Source organism: Brakhagea baltica (assembly GCF_052161605.1).
Lineage (GTDB): Bacteria > Planctomycetota > Planctomycetia > Pirellulales > Pirellulaceae > JBKCUI01.
The window spans coordinates 4,715,368-4,730,991 of record NZ_CP197409.1; the positions used below are offsets into that span (position 1 = coordinate 4,715,368).

At 51.7% G+C, this 15,624-nt stretch carries 19 protein-coding genes and 1 tRNA gene; 4 read left to right on the top strand and 16 right to left on the bottom strand.

Translation table 11 applies throughout. The features are described 5' to 3' along the window. Window positions 1-344 precede the first annotated feature (344 nt). Window positions 345-1,679 carry a Gfo/Idh/MocA family protein gene (locus SH449x_RS18110; protein ID WP_482377483.1) on the top strand — a complete coding sequence of 445 codons (1,335 nt, stop codon included), beginning with the start codon at window positions 345-347 and terminating at the stop codon, window positions 1,677-1,679. Here SH449x_RS18110 and SH449x_RS18115 read toward each other — a convergent pair. The 15 genes from SH449x_RS18115 to SH449x_RS18185 form a co-directional block, all read right to left on the bottom strand. Then, the gene (locus SH449x_RS18115; RefSeq protein ID WP_482377484.1) at window positions 1,613-1,909 is read right to left on the bottom strand and encodes an SNF2-related protein; all 297 of its coding nucleotides are present in this window, start codon (window positions 1,907-1,909) and stop codon (window positions 1,613-1,615) included. The genes SH449x_RS18110 and SH449x_RS18115 overlap by 67 nt on opposite strands. Further along, window positions 1,834-2,349 (bottom strand): SNF2-related protein, encoded by a 516-nt coding sequence (locus SH449x_RS18120; protein WP_482377485.1) that lies wholly within the window; start codon window positions 2,347-2,349, stop codon window positions 1,834-1,836. Before SH449x_RS18120 ends, SH449x_RS18115 begins: the two co-directional genes overlap by 76 nt. Window positions 2,350-2,380: 31 nt before the next feature. After that, window positions 2,381-2,845 carry a hypothetical protein gene (locus SH449x_RS18125; RefSeq protein ID WP_482377486.1) on the bottom strand — a complete coding sequence of 155 codons (465 nt, stop codon included), beginning with the start codon at window positions 2,843-2,845 and terminating at the stop codon, window positions 2,381-2,383. A gap of 352 nt (window positions 2,846-3,197) precedes the next feature. Next, a complete protein-coding gene (locus tag SH449x_RS18130; RefSeq protein ID WP_482377487.1) occupies window positions 3,198-3,542 on the bottom strand; it encodes a hypothetical protein in 345 nt (114 codons plus the stop codon). An 18-nt stretch (window positions 3,543-3,560) separates the two neighbouring features. Continuing rightward, window positions 3,561-3,938 (bottom strand): hypothetical protein, encoded by a 378-nt coding sequence (locus SH449x_RS18135; RefSeq protein WP_482377488.1) that lies wholly within the window; start codon window positions 3,936-3,938, stop codon window positions 3,561-3,563. A gap of 502 nt (window positions 3,939-4,440) precedes the next feature. Continuing rightward, window positions 4,441-4,791, bottom strand: a complete 351-nt coding sequence (locus tag SH449x_RS18140) for a hypothetical protein (protein WP_482377489.1) — start codon at window positions 4,789-4,791, stop codon at window positions 4,441-4,443. A 262-nt stretch (window positions 4,792-5,053) separates the two neighbouring features. Continuing rightward, on the bottom strand, window positions 5,054-6,019 hold the full coding sequence (gene trpS, locus SH449x_RS18145; RefSeq protein WP_482377490.1) for a tryptophan--tRNA ligase: 966 nt from the start codon (window positions 6,017-6,019) through the stop codon (window positions 5,054-5,056). Between the two features lie 66 nt (window positions 6,020-6,085). Next, on the bottom strand, window positions 6,086-7,114 hold the full coding sequence (locus SH449x_RS18150; protein ID WP_482377491.1) for a dihydroorotate dehydrogenase: 1,029 nt from the start codon (window positions 7,112-7,114) through the stop codon (window positions 6,086-6,088). Then, complete coding sequence (locus SH449x_RS18155) at window positions 7,115-8,272, bottom strand: helix-turn-helix domain-containing protein (RefSeq protein ID WP_482377492.1); 1,158 nt, start codon at window positions 8,270-8,272, stop codon at window positions 7,115-7,117. A 428-nt stretch (window positions 8,273-8,700) separates the two neighbouring features. After that, a tRNA-Val gene (locus tag SH449x_RS18160) sits at window positions 8,701-8,774 on the bottom strand. A gap of 82 nt (window positions 8,775-8,856) precedes the next feature. Next, a complete protein-coding gene (rpsU, locus tag SH449x_RS18165) occupies window positions 8,857-9,051 on the bottom strand; it encodes a 30S ribosomal protein S21 (protein ID WP_482377493.1) in 195 nt (64 codons plus the stop codon). Window positions 9,052-9,323: 272 nt separating this feature from the next. After that, window positions 9,324-10,391, bottom strand: a complete 1,068-nt coding sequence (gene thiE, locus SH449x_RS18170) for a thiamine phosphate synthase (protein WP_482377494.1) — start codon at window positions 10,389-10,391, stop codon at window positions 9,324-9,326. Between the two features lie 527 nt (window positions 10,392-10,918). Beyond that, window positions 10,919-11,329: an HNH endonuclease gene (locus tag SH449x_RS18175; RefSeq protein ID WP_482377495.1), complete on the bottom strand. Its 411-nt coding sequence runs from the start codon at window positions 11,327-11,329 to the stop codon at window positions 10,919-10,921. A gap of 23 nt (window positions 11,330-11,352) precedes the next feature. Further along, the gene (locus SH449x_RS18180) at window positions 11,353-11,568 is read right to left on the bottom strand and encodes a hypothetical protein (protein WP_482377496.1); all 216 of its coding nucleotides are present in this window, start codon (window positions 11,566-11,568) and stop codon (window positions 11,353-11,355) included. Window positions 11,569-11,601: 33 nt separating this feature from the next. Then, window positions 11,602-11,895, bottom strand: coding sequence for a helix-turn-helix domain-containing protein (locus SH449x_RS18185; RefSeq protein ID WP_482377497.1), 294 nt, complete (start codon window positions 11,893-11,895; stop codon window positions 11,602-11,604). Window positions 11,896-12,069: 174 nt separating this feature from the next. Here SH449x_RS18185 and SH449x_RS18190 point away from each other — a divergent pair, with 174 nt between their 5' ends. The 3 genes from SH449x_RS18190 to SH449x_RS18200 all read left to right on the top strand — a co-directional run bounded on the left by SH449x_RS18190 (window position 12,070) and on the right by SH449x_RS18200 (window position 13,514). Further along, window positions 12,070-12,405, top strand: a complete 336-nt coding sequence (locus tag SH449x_RS18190; protein WP_482377498.1) for a DDE-type integrase/transposase/recombinase — start codon at window positions 12,070-12,072, stop codon at window positions 12,403-12,405. Between the two features lie 486 nt (window positions 12,406-12,891). After that, entirely contained in the window at window positions 12,892-13,089 is a 198-nt protein-coding gene (locus SH449x_RS18195) for a hypothetical protein (RefSeq protein ID WP_482377499.1), read from the top strand. Continuing rightward, window positions 13,089-13,514, top strand: coding sequence for a type II toxin-antitoxin system VapC family toxin (locus tag SH449x_RS18200; RefSeq protein WP_482377500.1), 426 nt, complete (start codon window positions 13,089-13,091; stop codon window positions 13,512-13,514). Before SH449x_RS18195 ends, SH449x_RS18200 begins: the two co-directional genes overlap by 1 nt. 456 nt (window positions 13,515-13,970) lie before the next feature. Here the strand turns inward: SH449x_RS18200 and SH449x_RS18205 are convergent, their stop codons facing one another. Beyond that, a complete protein-coding gene (locus SH449x_RS18205; protein ID WP_482377501.1) occupies window positions 13,971-14,987 on the bottom strand; it encodes an Rpn family recombination-promoting nuclease/putative transposase in 1,017 nt (338 codons plus the stop codon). Between the last annotated feature and the right edge of the window lie 637 nt (window positions 14,988-15,624).

The window sequence follows — 15,624 nt, forward strand, 5'->3', positions numbered from 1 at the left end:
AACTTTCCTTGGGCGGCTCAGGTTATTGCCAAAACATCCAGGAAGTGTTACTATAAGAGGGGCTGGTGAAAAATCAGCCACTAAACGGCTCCTTGGGCGAACTGCTTCCCGCGAAGACTTCGCTCGTTCTGTGAGCTAGAATGATCCCACCAGTGCTTCACGTAAACCTGACAAGCCCTTATTACCTCTTCAACTCCTTATGCGAACGTTCCTCACGTTCGCCAGGCTTGCGTGGAGTACTTTTATTTCCCCTTGTACTGTGGCGGGCGATATCCCCCTCGTTTCATGGGGCATATTGATTTCATTACTCGTAAGACAGAATTTCCAAAGGGAGAAGATACAGAATGAGCCAACCACAAGAGTCGCAGCCCGCTCCTAGTCGTCGAGGCTTCCTCCAAGCCAGCTCTGCCGCAGTTGCCGGAGCTGCCACGCTGGGAACCCTTCCCATCAGTCGCGCCGCTCACACATTCAGCAGCGACGAAATCAAAATCGGACTGATTGGCTGCGGTGGACGCGGTACTGGAGCTGCACAACAGGCTCTCGACACGTTCAGCGAGACGAATCGGGTCAAGCTGACCGCTATGGCTGATCCATTCGACTTTCGGATCGAACAAGCCTTGAAGGGGATGGGCAAGTACGAAGGCAAAGTGGACGTTGCAGATTCAACCTTTGTGGGAGTCAATGCTTACAAGCAACTTCTGGACTCCGACGTGGACATGGTCATTTTGACCAGCCCTCCAGGCTTTCGCCCCATGCACTTCGAAGCCGCCGTCAACGCGGGCAAGCACGTTTTCATGGAGAAGCCTGTCGCTGTGGATGCTCCAGGCGTCAGGCGAGTGCTGGCGGCGAACAAGATCGCTAAGGAAAAGAATTTGGCAGTCGCTGTCGGACTCCAACGTCGCCACGAATCGGGGTATCAAGCAACGATTCAACAGCTCCAGGATGGTGCGATCGGAGACATCATTTTGACGCGAGCTTACTGGAACGGCGACGGAGTTTGGAACCGTGAACGAACTCCTGAACAATCGGAACTCGAGTACCAAATCAACAATTGGTACTACTTTAACTGGCTGAGCGGTGACCATATCACCGAGCAACACATCCATAATCTTGATGTGATCAATTGGTTGATGGACGGGCCACCAGAAACCGCTCAAGGCCAAGGTGGACGACAAGTGCGAACCGGTAAAGGTACGGGGCAAATCTACGATCATCACATGGTAGAGTTCACCTACAAGAACGGCGTTCGCATGATCAGCCAATGCCGCCACATTCCAGGCTGTTGGTCCACAGTGGACGAGTATGCCCACGGTAGCAAGGGCTGGTGCCACATAGGTGCAGGTAAGATCTACGACCGAGATAACAAAGTTATCTGGCAAGCCCCTCGTAACGAGAACGGTTGGGCCAAGGAGCACTTTGACCTCTTCGCCGCCATCCGAAAGGGAGAAATTCCCAATGAAGGTGACTACGGGGCTTACAGCACCATGACTTCCGTTATGGGTCGTATTGCAACGTATACCGGAAAAGTGGTAACGTGGGACCAGTGCTTGAACAGCGAGATTTCCTTGGCGGATACAGATGCCATCGAATCCTTCGCGAGCGAGGCTCCGCTTCAACCAGACGAAAAAGGCCTGTATTGGGTTCCGACTCCTGGACGAGATACCGATTTGGTCGTGTAACTAGACCGACAGACGACTTTCAGAATCGTCTGGATTTTTTGCGGTCCGTTTGGCAGCCTCTCTATCGCCCTCGATGGCGAACTGCCAAACGGACCGCTTTTTTTATTGGGACGAATTCGTACGATTTCGGTCGTTCTCTCGGGGAGCTGTTGCATCACGCTCGCACGCGTCCTGCGGAGTAGGAAGGGACGCAAAGCCTCTCGCAATTGCTCGAGGTTCTTATATCCCACGACTCGCCCATCTTCGTTAACGGTACGATAACTGTGGAAGAATTGATGCGTTGGCCTTCATCCAGGATGATTAAATCCCAGTGAATCGACTGAACGACCGCTTCATCTCGCAGCACTTGCTCATAATTGGCGATCTTAAAGAAAGACGCATCGCGGTATTGTTCTGCGCGGTCCGACGCAGACCACAACGCGATATTGCAAGACCGACCGGAGAAGCGTTGAACCTCGGAGGCCCATTGACGCTTTAACGACGCAGGGCACACCACCAATACATTCTTGATCCCTGCCAATCTAGCAAACAGTTCAGCAGTCCCGATTCCTTGGATCGTTTTTCCGAGTCCCATAGGCTTCACCTGACTCAAGCCCTCTGAGGGATACGCGGTAGGAGCGACCTGACTCCTGACTCGTAACGTTGTAGTCTGCCCAGGGAGTCGAAGCATCACCGGAGCGAATCTGCATTCTTTCTTTTGCCTATCGTACTCGACGTTCTTCAACGGCTCGAATTAGCAGTCCCTTGCGGGTCAGATTCTCAATAGGCTCTGTGGGGTCTGGAATATCTGCCATTCCGAGGACTAGCTTCGACTCCAATATCGTATGCAAAGTCGCCGCGATGTGTTTGCATACCCTGTCGCATTTATCGCAATGAAGTAGAACACCATCCCGTTTGGCCGTTTTCTCCACCAAGGTGACGAGTGCCACGCCGCCATCAACCTCTGCATCTTGCACGCTACAGAAAAGAGAATCTCCCGACATCCGGATGTCTTCACTGGGGTTGATTTCGAGCTTGGCTCCTTCGATCAGTTTGCGGGAGCCGTTTTCTCCAAGCCATTGTTCTGCCTGATAAACGGTAAGAAATCCCAACCTATCCTTGATATTGCGACGTTTAGTCACTCGGGGAGAGCGTGTTTTAGATTTGACTGTTTCCGTGCGAGCCATTTACTGTCGCCTCCCTATTGCGTCTTGAATTCTTAGAGTTGCCGCATCTGGTCACTCCGGTCATTCGAACGCAGAGCCCACCCGTGTTAGCGGCCAAGGACTCTAATATAAGTGATCTGCCAAATATGAGAAATCACAGCCTCGGCTTTTTCGCAGAGAGTGGAATGACTCGCGGTTTTCCCGCCACCGAACCAGCAATTGTGGGAATCGTGGGTGGCTTGTTCCCTTAGCGAGAAACGAGGATTTCTACAGGCTAGCCCTGATTCTCGATACATCGACGAGCCACACACTCGCACGCCAGTTCGCAATATTTTTTGAAATGGAAGGAAACGGTTCGACTCGAAGCACTGCGTTAAGGTTTGTTGTCGTCGTCGTTCTCAGTGCGAGCTGGAACGGCACCGAATTCTTCCAGAATGGCATCGATCCCTCTAAGCGTCATGCGTTGAATCTTAGTTTCGATTGATACACGAATATTTTCATCTCTTGGATCAAGAGAGCTTATCTGCGCTCTCAGAGCTTTGATGCGAGCATCGAGTAGTCTCTCAGAAAACTTTATTAGTGTTTGATTGTAGGAATCTCTCTCGGCCTGGCCTTCTTTCGAAACGTAGATGTCGATAGCTCGACGTAGCTGAGCTTCGCGATCTTGGATTCGCGTCAGATGCGTATTTCCCGAGAACTGTCCCATCCATTGCGCCACTACTGTCTCCGATCGAATCTATGAACGCTTCCGCTCGACGAACGCCACCGATAAATCGGTCCGAGCTGTTGTGAAACCACTACTCAAACGGCCGATCGAGGGCTCGGTGTTCAAAACTGTTGGAAACACCAAATCGACGTGGTTAAGTTCACGCTTACTAACGAGATAGGCTATTGCTGGCTCTGGAACAATAGGATACTCCGTGATCAACATCCCGCCTTGTAACGTAGTATGCGACGGAGACTCGCCCCGCATGATCGACGTGAAATCCTTCAGAATTTGCCAATTACGAGCGACCGTCTGGGTATCCGATACCTTGTAAAAGTGCCATTTGATTGAGCAAATCGCGCCGATAAGCACACCAAGGAAAACTAAAATCGCAGATCGGAGCTTCATGGCAAGTAAAGCGAAATGCAATCTATCCCTAGCGGAGCGGTGGGATAGATTGCGCGCCCGAACTGGATGGCTTTGCTCCGCGTCTCGTTAGATTATCGCTTGACCGGGCTCGGTTCGCAACCTACGTGCGGATCCTTTTCCTTCTTGCCGTCACGACGAGTCAAGCAGAATGATAGACATGATCGAGTTTTGGGACGGGTCGACCAAACCGATGTTAGGAGTGTCATCCTGCACCTTTACCGCCCCTGTCATCATTTTGCCTCACATCATTCTGCATCCCGATTCCTGCCATGCCTCGCCGCACCAGAGTTGCTTAAACGAGCGAAGGGCAGCCCCTTTAGGAGTACTTCCCCCGATTCACCGATCCTGCCGCGGGGCTTCATGAACACGGGCATAAATGTTGGTTATCTACTGGCCCGCAAAGAAGTGAAGAGAAACCATCAGGCTCGACGTATGTCCACTCCCCGACTTTCCGACGCAACATCTAAGCGTATTTATGTTATCAGCCATTGCCTGGAAAATCTTTGTATCGCCGTGAAATCTCGTTCTCCGTTTCCCAATCTTCAAAGACGAGTTCTTCGTGAATATCTTCGATTACTGCTAAGGAACTTGCATCATCGTCGACCGCAACCACGCGAAAATCCTTGAATGCAACCTCAGGGCTGGGGTAGATTCCAGAGCCGTCAAGTATACAGCATAGATTCGACAAGAACTGTCGCTGCATTAGTCTCGTGAACTTGGCTAGATCGTCTGGGTCGGCACCGGACTCCACGAGGCGAGCAACTACTTCATCGCCGACGGCCTCCGAATCGCTATCGGATATCCACGATGAATCGTGTATAGGTGCTCGCAAAGATTCAGCAAGAGCATGAAACGAATGCTTTTCGAGTACGGGCTCACCGTCATCAGCACTTTGGATAGAGGTTGACGGATAGCTGCCTTCGCTCCATCCGAAATTAACCAGAAGTTGTGTTGTCAGATTGATTAATGGGGGAGTCCTGCTTTTTTTATTTAAGCATTCTCAGGAAAACCCCAGTTTTTCCAGGAGAAAAATCCGCTACGGCATTGGGCAACGCCCATGCGGTTGATCGAAGGCGCAGAGATGCCCGGGCGGGTTAGTGTTTCAGGCCACAAGCGGATTTCGCACGGTCTAACACGGCTCGCGCTTTGACCCGAGCCTTTTCGGCCCCCGCTTTGAGTATGTCTCGTACCTTGTCGGGATTCCCCTCGAGCTCAAGTCGCTTGGCTCGCGCTCCCTCCATGTAGGCATCAGCCGCATCGGCTAATCGCTTTTTGATCTCGCCGTATCCGAACCCACCCTTGAGATACATGGCTTGCACCTCGGACACCTGCTCTTCGGTTGCGAACAAGCGATACAACAAAAAGAGATGATCGGTCTCGGGATCCTTTGGATCTTCCATCGGCCGCGAATCCGTACTGATCCGCATGATCTTCTTCCGCATCTCTTTCGGTGGCTCAAAGAGTCCAATCGTATTGTTGTAACTCTTGCTCATCTTGTCCCCATCCGTGCCGGGTACCTTGGCAGCTCCCTTGACGATTCGGGCTTCGGGCAAAATAAAGACTTCACCATAGTGAGCGTTGAAGCTTCTAGCTAGATCGCGACAGACTTCGATATGTTGCACTTGATCTTCCCCGACCGGCACCCAATTCGCATCGTACGCCAAGATATCAGCAGCCATCAGCACAGGATAAGTGAACAAGCCTGCATCCACTTTGATCCCCCGCTGCTCTTTGTCCTTATAGGCGTGACAGCGCTCGAGAAGCCCGAGCGGAGTCCCGGTCATCAGCAACCAACATAGCTCCGATACCTCGGGTACATCGGATTGAATGAACAAGGTCGCTTTGTCTGGATCGAGTCCCAGGGCCAGCAAGTCGAGAGCCGCGTCATAAACATAGTTTCTAAGCGTGGCGGCATCTCGCACGGTCGTGAGTGCGTGCAAGTCGGCAATAAAATAAAATCCATCATGCTCTTGTTGCAGCTCGATATACTGCTTGATGGCCCCAAAGTAGTTACCCCAGTGAAATCGCCCCGTTGGTTGAATACCGCTCAGAACTCGCATGGATTTCGCTTCAATGTCTAAGAATCGTTAAATGAGAAATACAAACTAGATGGGACAGGACACGTCTTACGGGCGACTGGTTCTCAAGGAACCGACAATTTGTTGCACCGATGTGGCGTTCAAAGCACGCACGGCGTCGGGAAGAGCGTCCAGCATTCGGATGCTTGCTAGCGGATCATAGTAGTTGGCCGTACCAATTTGAATTGCCGAAGCACCTGTTACCAGAAACTCCATCATGTCATCAATGGTGGCTATGCCCCCCACTCCGATCACGGGAATGTCAACTTGCGAAGCCACTTGGTAAACACAACGCAATGCAATCGGCTTGATGGCCGGGCCGCTTAATCCGCCGACAATATTGCCTAACAAAGCTCGCTGCTTTCGCCAGTCAACCGCCATCCCTAAAACGGTGTTGATGCAGGAAACCGCATCGGCGCCTCCATCCTTTGCCGCTTTGGCGATGTCCACGATCTTTGTAACGTTGGGCGTTAGCTTAGTAATGATTGGGCAGCCTAGAACCCGACGAACTCCCGACACCACCTCTAAGCATAACTGCGGGTTAGTTCCGAAATCGACACCGCCAGAGACATTCGGGCATGAGACGTTTAGCTCGACTGCGGTTAAGCCGCTGGCTTCATTGAGTCGATCTGCTAACGCAATGAAATCTTCTTGGCTCTTGCCCGCAATGCTGACGATGATGTCCGCTCCCGTCTGCTGCAGGTACGGCCAATGATGTGTCAAAAAGTAGTCGATGCCGTCGTTGTCCAGACCAATCGCATTGAGCAGCCCTGCGCTAGTCTCCACCGTCCGCCACGGTGCATTGCCCGGTCGAGGATTCTGCGTGATCGTCTTGGGGAGTACGCCACCGAGCCGTTTGAGATCGACAATGGTCTCCATCTCTTTGGCATAGCCGAACGTACCCGATGCGACTAACACCGGGTTCTTGAGACGCAATCTCCCTAATTGCACGCCCAAGTCAACCGCTGGAAGCCCTGCCGCTGACGAATCAGCAGCCAGCAAATCGACCGCCGTTTGTTGGCCGTGTTGTGCGGTTTCGCGCTCGGCCTGGTCGGCTCGTGTCGGAACACTACTCATCTAGAAGTGGCCTTTTCCGAGCCTCTTCGCAATGGCCTCGGTCGGCAGCGCAATCACAGTCGCATTGGCCATTTGGTCCGTTGCCAACACATCGAGTGAATGGGTTTCGGTTTCTTCTGATTCCTCTGCTTCGTATTTGACGAGATACGCTCCAACTTGCAGATAGTTCTCATGGAATGTGGGTGGCCAGAAGTCTTCGGCACGGTGTGCCAAGGTTCTCGCTAGCAGACGGGTGGCTCGTCCAGAGAAACCACTCAACACCATCTCAAGCCTACCGAGGGACTCTCGGAAGATGTAAAAGACCAACGCTGCGTCACGACCTGCGGTTGCCCCACCAGCGAACTCCCAGGTCCCGTCTGCTGTCTCGTAGTAGAGGCCTGGCTCGTCGGATTTCTCCGTCTTGCTGAGCTGAATCCCTGCCGAGCAAGCTGGTGGATGAGGGTCCCGGTCTCGATATCTCAAGAAGAACGGGCAGGATCGCTGCGATGCCTTCTCAACGTTGTCTTGGGAAACGAATGGATCGCAACCGAATGCGTTGGCCAGAACCAATTCCACAGTGGGATTGCTCTTCACCGAGCCGAGGCAAATCATTGCCTTATCGCCATTCATCTCCGAGAACTCGTCGTAAACAGTCTGAGACCGTTCGTGTACTTGTTCACTCGACATCGTGCCCGGACTCCAAACCAGAGTCTGTCGCAGATGCTCGATGTGAGGCAGTTCGCGACCGGCCGCTCGTTTGCTCGATGCCTTGACCGTGCCTCCCAAGGTGGAAACACCGTTCAGAACTTCCCCAGCAAGGACGCTGTCCGAGGCGACGATCCAAGCCGTATCGGGAGAATCGTCATCTGGTGGCTTGCGAACACCGACGCACATTTCAAGCCGATTACGACGGGCGATCATCTCCCAGAAGTTTTCGGGAGTTACTGCAAACAACGCACCCGGCAGCTCTTCCGGTCTCGCGTAGCCGTGCTCGATCAAGTAATCACAAAGCCTGGAGAGAGCTTCGATGGGTATGTATTTGGCTTCGTTTTTAAGTAGTGCAGCCACTTGGTGCCGGTCTAGTCCCGTGTATTCCACGATCGCTTTGATCGTGCCCGGCCGCTTGCGCCGGTCAGGGGTGTGGCCTAGTAATTCAGCTAATCGAAAGGCGTAACGCATGAGATACGTGTCAACTTTCTAGTGCAAACCTGCACCAAGGTTACAGAAAAGGTTGGAGGCAAGCGATCGATCGCTTTGGTTGGCGATTCGACCGCTGAAAGCCCACAAGGTAACATGGAGTACCGCACATTCTAGCACCGTCACACACCGCGAGAACTAGGGGTCCTGGGACACTTTCATCCCAGAGTGGTGGCATTGGTGCCATTCTCCACCCGATCCTCTTATCTCTAGTTTCGACGGCAAGCCATACCATTTGCGAGCCTTCCAAAGCCAAAGGATAACATATCCCCCTTAAATGGGAAGTTGATTCGCACTATTGCAGCACGAAGATTTTGCCAGGCAGGGCGTGGCAAAAACGAAAAGCATGCCAGAAGCCGAGTCTGCAAACGAAAAAACCCTGGGGATCAATTCATCTCCAGGGTTCTCAATGGGCGAAGAGGGACTCGAACCCCCGACATCCACTTTGTAAGAGTGGCGCTCTAACCAACTGAGCTATTCGCCCGCATTTTTTACACGGGTGGATAAACGAATTCGCCTATCCCAAAATGAAGCATAAACGGCAGCGGCGACAGCCACTGCGAAATTTACATGCCTAGCAGACGCATGCGGCGCGATCGGCGCTCGGCTCGTTGCTTGCTACGACGCTTGATTTCGCTCGGCTTTTCGTAGAATTCGCGGCGTCGCATTTCCTTTTTCAGTCCGCTTCTCTCGACTAGTTTTCGGAAACGCCTCACTGCTTCTTGAATCGTTTCACGGTCGCGGACCAACAACTTTACCATGCACTCTCTCCGACTATTTCGTTTCTTGCCATTAAAGTTATACGTTTTCTAATCGCTTCTCGCGGTTCCAAGACCAAAAATAGTAACGCCTGAAAATTGCTTGGTCTAGGTGAATTCGGTAGGTGAAGACGAATTTCCTACCATTTTCGTGCTAATCTGTTTCGGCACGGCTCGCCCATACCTTTTAGAAAAGTTTGCCAAATCGCCCCAGTCCAACACCTTTTCCGCAGCGACGGCCCTGCCAACCCGCCGGACCAATCCTCCCCAGTCAATCAAACTGCCTTCAAAATATCTTGGAATCGCTTGGAATCTTCTACCGGTTGCTCGGATCGCCACAACGCTTGCCCCACCGCCACTCGGCGGATTCCCGCCTCCACAACTCGTGAAACATTAGCCAAATCGATACCGCCAATTGCGAAAGCAGGCAGCTGCGATTCTGCTAGCCGCCCGGCCGCAGCCTCTAGAAACTCCAGTCCCGCAAACTGGTCAAAGGCTTTTGTCCGCGACGGGAATGTCGGTCCGCAGCCAACATAATCCGCACCACACTTGAGGGCCTGTTCGATCTGCGATAGATCATGGGTCGATAAACCGACCAGCATCGAGTTTGGAATCAGTCGCCTCGCCTCGGCCACGTGAAGATCGCTTTGCCCGACGTGAACTCCGTAAGCTCCGGTTACGACCGCCAAATCAACGCGATCGTTCATGACGATTCGTGTCTTTGACTCGTCGACGGCTCGCTGGGCAGCCAGTGCATACTCGATCTGCTGGCGAGGTTCAGCCGATTTGTCTCGTATCTGAATCAGTTCGACACCTCCGCGCGACAAATCCTCGACCCGTTTCACAAAATCGGCCAAGTCCAGTTGGCAATCTGCGAGCACATACAGATTGGCAGACTTCAAGAAGGACACATCCCGTCTAAGCTTTAAAAGAAGCGCGGCGTTCAAGTCGTAAACTTGATAGCGAACGGCTTCGATCGCGGGGCTGGAGTTCGGAAACAGAAACTTGCTGATCTCCTCGAGAGACCTAAGCGATTCTTGAATGCGTCCAGCGGCCGCCGCTGCGATGTCTACAAGCCCACCAGAGCGCTGCGACTCCGAAGCGAGCTTAAAATTTTTGCCAACATCTCCGTCTGCGTATCGCGAGGTCAGCATGGCCGCTGCATCCCATGTGTTCGACGCAATCCGAATCGCATGGCGTATCTCTTTGAAGCGGTGTTGCAGGTGCTGAAAATCGGAGAATCTTGCAATATCTTCGAGTGTCCGCAACGCTTCCAGGGAGCGGTTAAGGTTGGCATCCAGGATTCGAAACGCGGAGTCTTGATTTTGAAAATGATTAGACATAATGACGGCACGATCAGAAGCGGCCGAGGTAATGAGTGCTCTACAGTAAAACGCTACATCATAGCCAAGAATCCAAAATTGGCGTTGGCCACCTCGACTGGTGCAAAGATTTCCGTTTGAGAAATGCGAGCCACAAGAACCTCCCGTGAGGTTACAACCAAGCCGAAAGATCTTCACAGGCTGTGTTTTTGGTTCAACCCCAAAATCCTACAAACGTTCTGTGTTCTCTGATGTCTCACCCCTGATGTCTCGAAACTCGGTTGTTAGGTTTACACCGCAAGAGATGGGAGTGACGAAAGAGTTGTCTTAAGAATGGTTGATCATCGCTCCTCTTGCGTTTCTCTAATCTCTAGCGGTGTGAATATCTTAAAGGAGGCGGCCGCATAGAGACACACTGCGGGATTTTACGTGAGTGGCACTGTATGTTTCATCAACCGTGTCAACTCGCCCAATAACGCCAAGTTCTCGAACGGATCTTTCAAAGATGTCCTGCCGCGCCGGAGGAATTCATTCATTTCATATTATCTTTATTCCAAGTAATTAGGCGGAAAACGCCCAAGTAAGTGTAGTTCTTTGCGAATCGAAACAATGGCAGGCCGATTCATTCCCATGGCTACAATGGTGGCCCGGCCGGTTGGGGACAGCCCCTCGAACTCAAACTCATCATTCAGCCGAAAGTGCTCGGACCAAGTCTCTTCACGAGGATGAAACAACCTGACGGTCCATTGACTTTGCGGATCAATGGCAAACATCCTCGCTCCCTTGCGAAGGGAACAGGTCACACAAGCAAACGCAAGATTCACAACATCCGTCTCTCCGCCTTCGCGTCTTGGAACGATATGATCGATGTGAAATGTCGCTTCTTGCGACCTCTGAGGCAGCAGGCAGTACTCACAGGCATCATGGGCTCTGTCACGTGCTTCCTGAATCAGACGCAATGGGATATGTGGGCTCTCACTCGCTATTTCCTCGTCGCACGCTCAGCGCGTAGCTTTAGCAACGTGAGCATGTCGACGAGATTACACAGCGTTTCAGCCTCGCGCTGCTCGGTCTCACCCAGCCCCCCTGTTCGATCTTGCTGGTCTAGCAACGCCGTGAGGCGAGCGTCCAACGCGGGGGGGAGGCCAAAATGTGCCCAGTCTTCGGGCAAATCCACTTCGATAGTAACCGTACTCATGTTTCACTTCCCTTTCGTGCCTATTTGGCTGGTCTATCTCGCGTCATGCTTTCCTTTTCGAAAAAGGGCTAAAGCATCCTGGTACTTTGTCTCTATTTCATTGGTCGCGCGTTCCATCGAGTCGTTTTTCGCACATTCCAAGAAACGCCCTGCATCCCCTCCAAGCGCTGTGGCCAGTTCAACGACCAGTTCAACGCTTGGAATCTCCCCTCGAACCTCAATCCGGGATATGTAGCCAGGTGATTTTCCAATTGCAACCGCCAAAGCGCGAACGGTTAGCCCATGGTTTTCGCGAGATTTCTTTATCAGAATGCCGAAGCTGCTCATGCTTGTTTACCTTAACTGGTAAACATAGTAACGCAGGTTCACTAGATGTCAACGCGGTGTCGATAACTCGCTTCGGCAATCGGCGCTAAACGGCCTCCCCTGACCGATACTGCTATCGAATCTTCTTTGAAAGGTCGGTTTCGCAGGTGCTCTAAGAATCGTGACCTAGGGAGTTTGAGACCGGATCGATCGGGTAAGCGCATCTATCCACCGAAGCCGCGCGTCGGTTTGCGAGCCACGAAACCGAACGAGTATTGGCATGTTGACACGACGATAATACGCTTGCTCGATGGAAGTCGCGTTTACGTTCATGCAGTTCTCGATAACTTCTCACGCCGAATTCTCGCGTGGAGACTGAATGACTCTTTCGAAACAGGTACGACAGCCGATCTCCTCAAGGAAGCAGCGAAGGGACTTCCCGAAGGCACCGTACCCTCGACGGTAATGGATTCTGGCGTTGAAAACGTGAATGGCAAGGTAAACGAGCCACAGCGTGAGCTGCGAGATTAGCGCACAATCGCGCTCTGTCGTGCGATCGATGCAAAGAGAGAGCCAGCGAATCAGCACTTGTATCAATCCAAAACAACACGAGCTAAGCCATGTGCACATGTGCCATGTACCAAGAAAAGAGTGTCACCAAGCGAGCAGCAAGCTCGATGGATGTCTGATTGATCGTCTCATGCCGGAAAATCGAGGTAGAACCAACTCACAAAACTATAGAAACACCCCAACAGATCGCCCAATTGCACCGAAGTGAGCCTAGGTTCATCGACTGTACAAGATGCGCCTCAGGGAAACTCTCGCCGCACCATCAACTTGACAAATAGCGTCATGTTCTCGAACGCATTTTTCCAGAATGTCCTGCAGCGCCGTTGGTCGGCATAGCTCGCTTGGTTTTAGTTTCCCTGGGTCTGTTGGAATTGAATCGATCTTCCCCTTTCATGGGTAACTAAGATATAATTGTAGCGTAATTGTTGGTTTTTACCGGAGGTGAATATGTCTACCGTCGAAGAACGTCTCGCGAAAGTTGAACGTGATTTGGAAGCAATTAAGCGTGAAAAACTCGCTGAAAACTCCAAGCTTGGTTGGCTTGAACGAGTACGAGGTACGTTCAAAGGCGATCCAGATTTCGAGGAGATTGTTCGACTTGGTAAGGAGCTCCGTGAGAAGGAAACCGCTGAGGGGAACCAGTAGTGTATCTTTTTGATACCAACCACATAAGCGTATGGCAGCGCGGAGAGGGTGCGGACTATGAGAGACTTTGCACTCATCTGGAAGCTCACACCGGTGATCAGATATTTGTGTGTATTGTGTCTTTTCATGAGATGGTCAACGGTTGGAATGCCTACTCCCTCAAAAAGGGTAACAGCGAATCATTGGTGCGCACCTATTTTGAGTTTGAGAATATTCTTAAAGACTTTTCTGCAATGCAACTGCTGTCGTTTGATCGCAAGGCAGCAGGAGTGCTTGACGAATTAAATCAACAAAGACTGAGGGTTGGCTCAATGGACTTGAGAATCGCATCCATTGCGATCGCTAACCAAATGACGTTGTTAACTCAAAACACTGTTGACTTTGAGCGAGTCCCTGGGCTGTCGATTGAAGATTGGCTTCTATAGTCACTCGCTATCTCCTCGGATCAACCCTGATAAGGAAACTTATCTGAGGGGTCGGTTTCGCAAGTGCTCTAAGATTCCTGACTTATGAAGTTCGAGACCGGATCGCTCGGTCACTCTACGTGTGCCGCGTAACGGAAAATCTGCTTAACAGTCGGATGAGTTCGAGACCGGTTCGGTCGTGATTCGATGCAGGTCACGAACTACCTAACTCCGACCTTGCTCGATGCTCGAAGTTTCGAGCCGGTCTAAAGGTTGAATGGCTAGGAGATTCAACTGCCGCCGAGTTCTCGAACGCATTTTTCCAGAATGTCCTGCGGCGCCGGAGGGCTTGTTGGCGCTAGGACCTTTGGTTCCTACGCAACGAAGAGAGCCCTAGTGATGGATAGCGATAGTCATATTGACTTCAACAGTAGCGGTGCTAGGGACGGGGTTACCAAGAACTAACCACCAATCGTATTATGCGTCTCGACTTCGTAATCGATCCTGCAGTTGGGTAACCAAACTACTGAGACCCGATAGCTCCAGCGACATAAGCTCCTGATCGCTCAAAACCGGCTCGCCTAACAACTCTTGTAACATTTGGGCTTTGCCAGCCAGTATGCCCTCCTGACGTCCTTCTTGACGTCCTTCTTGACGTCCTTCTTGACGTCCTTCTTGACGTCCTTCCTCGCGGCCCTGGATCAGCAGTCGATCTGCCAGAGAACCCGGCTCGAACTGAGTAGGAAAAACACTCGCCAACGTCTGCTTGTAGTATTGACCATCCATCCCTTTATTGACCGCCATCATGTAACTCCCAATCGCTTCAAGCCACTGTTCCAACTGCCTCTGCCCTAAGCTCTCTCGCAAAGCCGCCATCGCAAAGCCCTTCAAGATTCCTTGCAGCTTGTCTCGCAACTGCACGCTCCGACTATATTTTAGCAGCCCCAACGTACTTTGCAAAATCGGCTCTCCCCGGATTTCCTCGTCCTTTAACTGATTCAAATCCAGCAATTTAAAACGAAAATCGACCTGATATGCCAACAAAGGTGCCGGAACGTTCAGTAAATCTCGGAAACTTCGTGCCGCTGTCCAAGCACCTTCTCCATGATAAATCACCAGTGGATAGACCGGACATAAATCTAGTCCTTCTCGCAACCGTCGCTCCCCAATCCGCACAATGTACGATAGCAATTGAAAGGCGGTCAGTGGGTCGGTCTGGCTCTTGTGTTCGAACAAGACGTAGACATGGGCCGACCGAACGCGAGGCCTGAGGTGACGAGCCAAATCGACCGAGAATAGTAGATCCGAGAACTTCTCCCGCAGGTCGGCATCTACAAAGCTGACCGTTTCAGGGCGCAAGGTCTCTAGGTTCAGTTCTTGCAGTACCTGGGGTTCAAACTGCGTTGCGATCAGGCTACGAGCACTGGGCAAATGCGACAGGGCGAACTGAAAGAAGTTGTTGTGTGGGGTGGGTAGAAATTCCTTACCCGACATAGCTTGGCTCCTGGGTACTCAGTAGGAACGATTGGCTCAAAACGGGTTCGCACTCAGGATTCCGTCATGATATTTCCAAATCAGGTACTGAAAAGTATACACGCAGTTGGGGCGAGAGTGTTCCCACCGAAAACCAAACGATCTTGATACCTGAGAGCTATGGCTAAAAAGTCCAGATCTGTTTCTGAACTTGATCGCTCAATCACCCCAAGAGATAACTTCGAGAAGATAAATGAATCGCATCACCCAACGAGCGTAATTTTGTGGATGGTACTACGCGAGCAGTCCGAAAAACTCAAGCCGCACCATCAACTCGACAAATAGCACCGAGTACTCGAACGCATTGCTCCAGAATGTCCTGCCGCGCCGGAGGGCACAGTGCGAAGCGATCCGCGAAACTCGGTTGATAGGATTACACCGCGAGAGATGGGAGTAACGCAAGAGTTGTCTTGAGAATAGTTGATCATCGATCCCTCTTGCGTTTCTCTTATCTCTTGCGGTGTGAATATCTTAAGGGAGGGAGGCGCATGGGGACGCAGTGCGGGAGTTTACATGGGTGGCACTGATTGTTTTTCTATAGAAACACCCCAACAGTTCGCCCATTTGCACCGAAGTGATCCTAGGTTCATCGATTGCA

Bases quoted from the DNA above. Each gene is read 5' to 3' on its own strand.
- rpsU (WP_482377493.1), bottom strand. From the start codon at position 9,051: ATGGTAAAGTTGTTGGTCCGCGACCGTGAAACGATTCAAGAAGCAGTG.
- thiE (WP_482377494.1), bottom strand. From the start codon at position 10,391: ATGTCTAATCATTTTCAAAATCAAGACTCCGCGTTTCGAATCCTGGAT.
- SH449x_RS18125 (WP_482377486.1), bottom strand. From the start codon at position 2,845: ATGGCTCGCACGGAAACAGTCAAATCTAAAACACGCTCTCCCCGAGTG.
- SH449x_RS18185 (WP_482377497.1), bottom strand. From the start codon at position 11,895: ATGAGCAGCTTCGGCATTCTGATAAAGAAATCTCGCGAAAACCATGGG.
- SH449x_RS18110 (WP_482377483.1), top strand. From the start codon at position 345: ATGAGCCAACCACAAGAGTCGCAGCCCGCTCCTAGTCGTCGAGGCTTC.
- trpS (WP_482377490.1), bottom strand. From the start codon at position 6,019: ATGCGAGTTCTGAGCGGTATTCAACCAACGGGGCGATTTCACTGGGGT.
- SH449x_RS18195 (WP_482377499.1), top strand. From the start codon at position 12,892: ATGTCTACCGTCGAAGAACGTCTCGCGAAAGTTGAACGTGATTTGGAA.
- SH449x_RS18135 (WP_482377488.1), bottom strand. From the start codon at position 3,938: ATGAAGCTCCGATCTGCGATTTTAGTTTTCCTTGGTGTGCTTATCGGC.
- SH449x_RS18155 (WP_482377492.1), bottom strand. From the start codon at position 8,272: ATGCGTTACGCCTTTCGATTAGCTGAATTACTAGGCCACACCCCTGAC.
- SH449x_RS18120 (WP_482377485.1), bottom strand. From the start codon at position 2,349: ATGCTTCGACTCCCTGGGCAGACTACAACGTTACGAGTCAGGAGTCAG.
- SH449x_RS18205 (WP_482377501.1), bottom strand. From the start codon at position 14,987: ATGTCGGGTAAGGAATTTCTACCCACCCCACACAACAACTTCTTTCAG.
- SH449x_RS18180 (WP_482377496.1), bottom strand. From the start codon at position 11,568: ATGAGTACGGTTACTATCGAAGTGGATTTGCCCGAAGACTGGGCACAT.
- SH449x_RS18150 (WP_482377491.1), bottom strand. From the start codon at position 7,114: ATGAGTAGTGTTCCGACACGAGCCGACCAGGCCGAGCGCGAAACCGCA.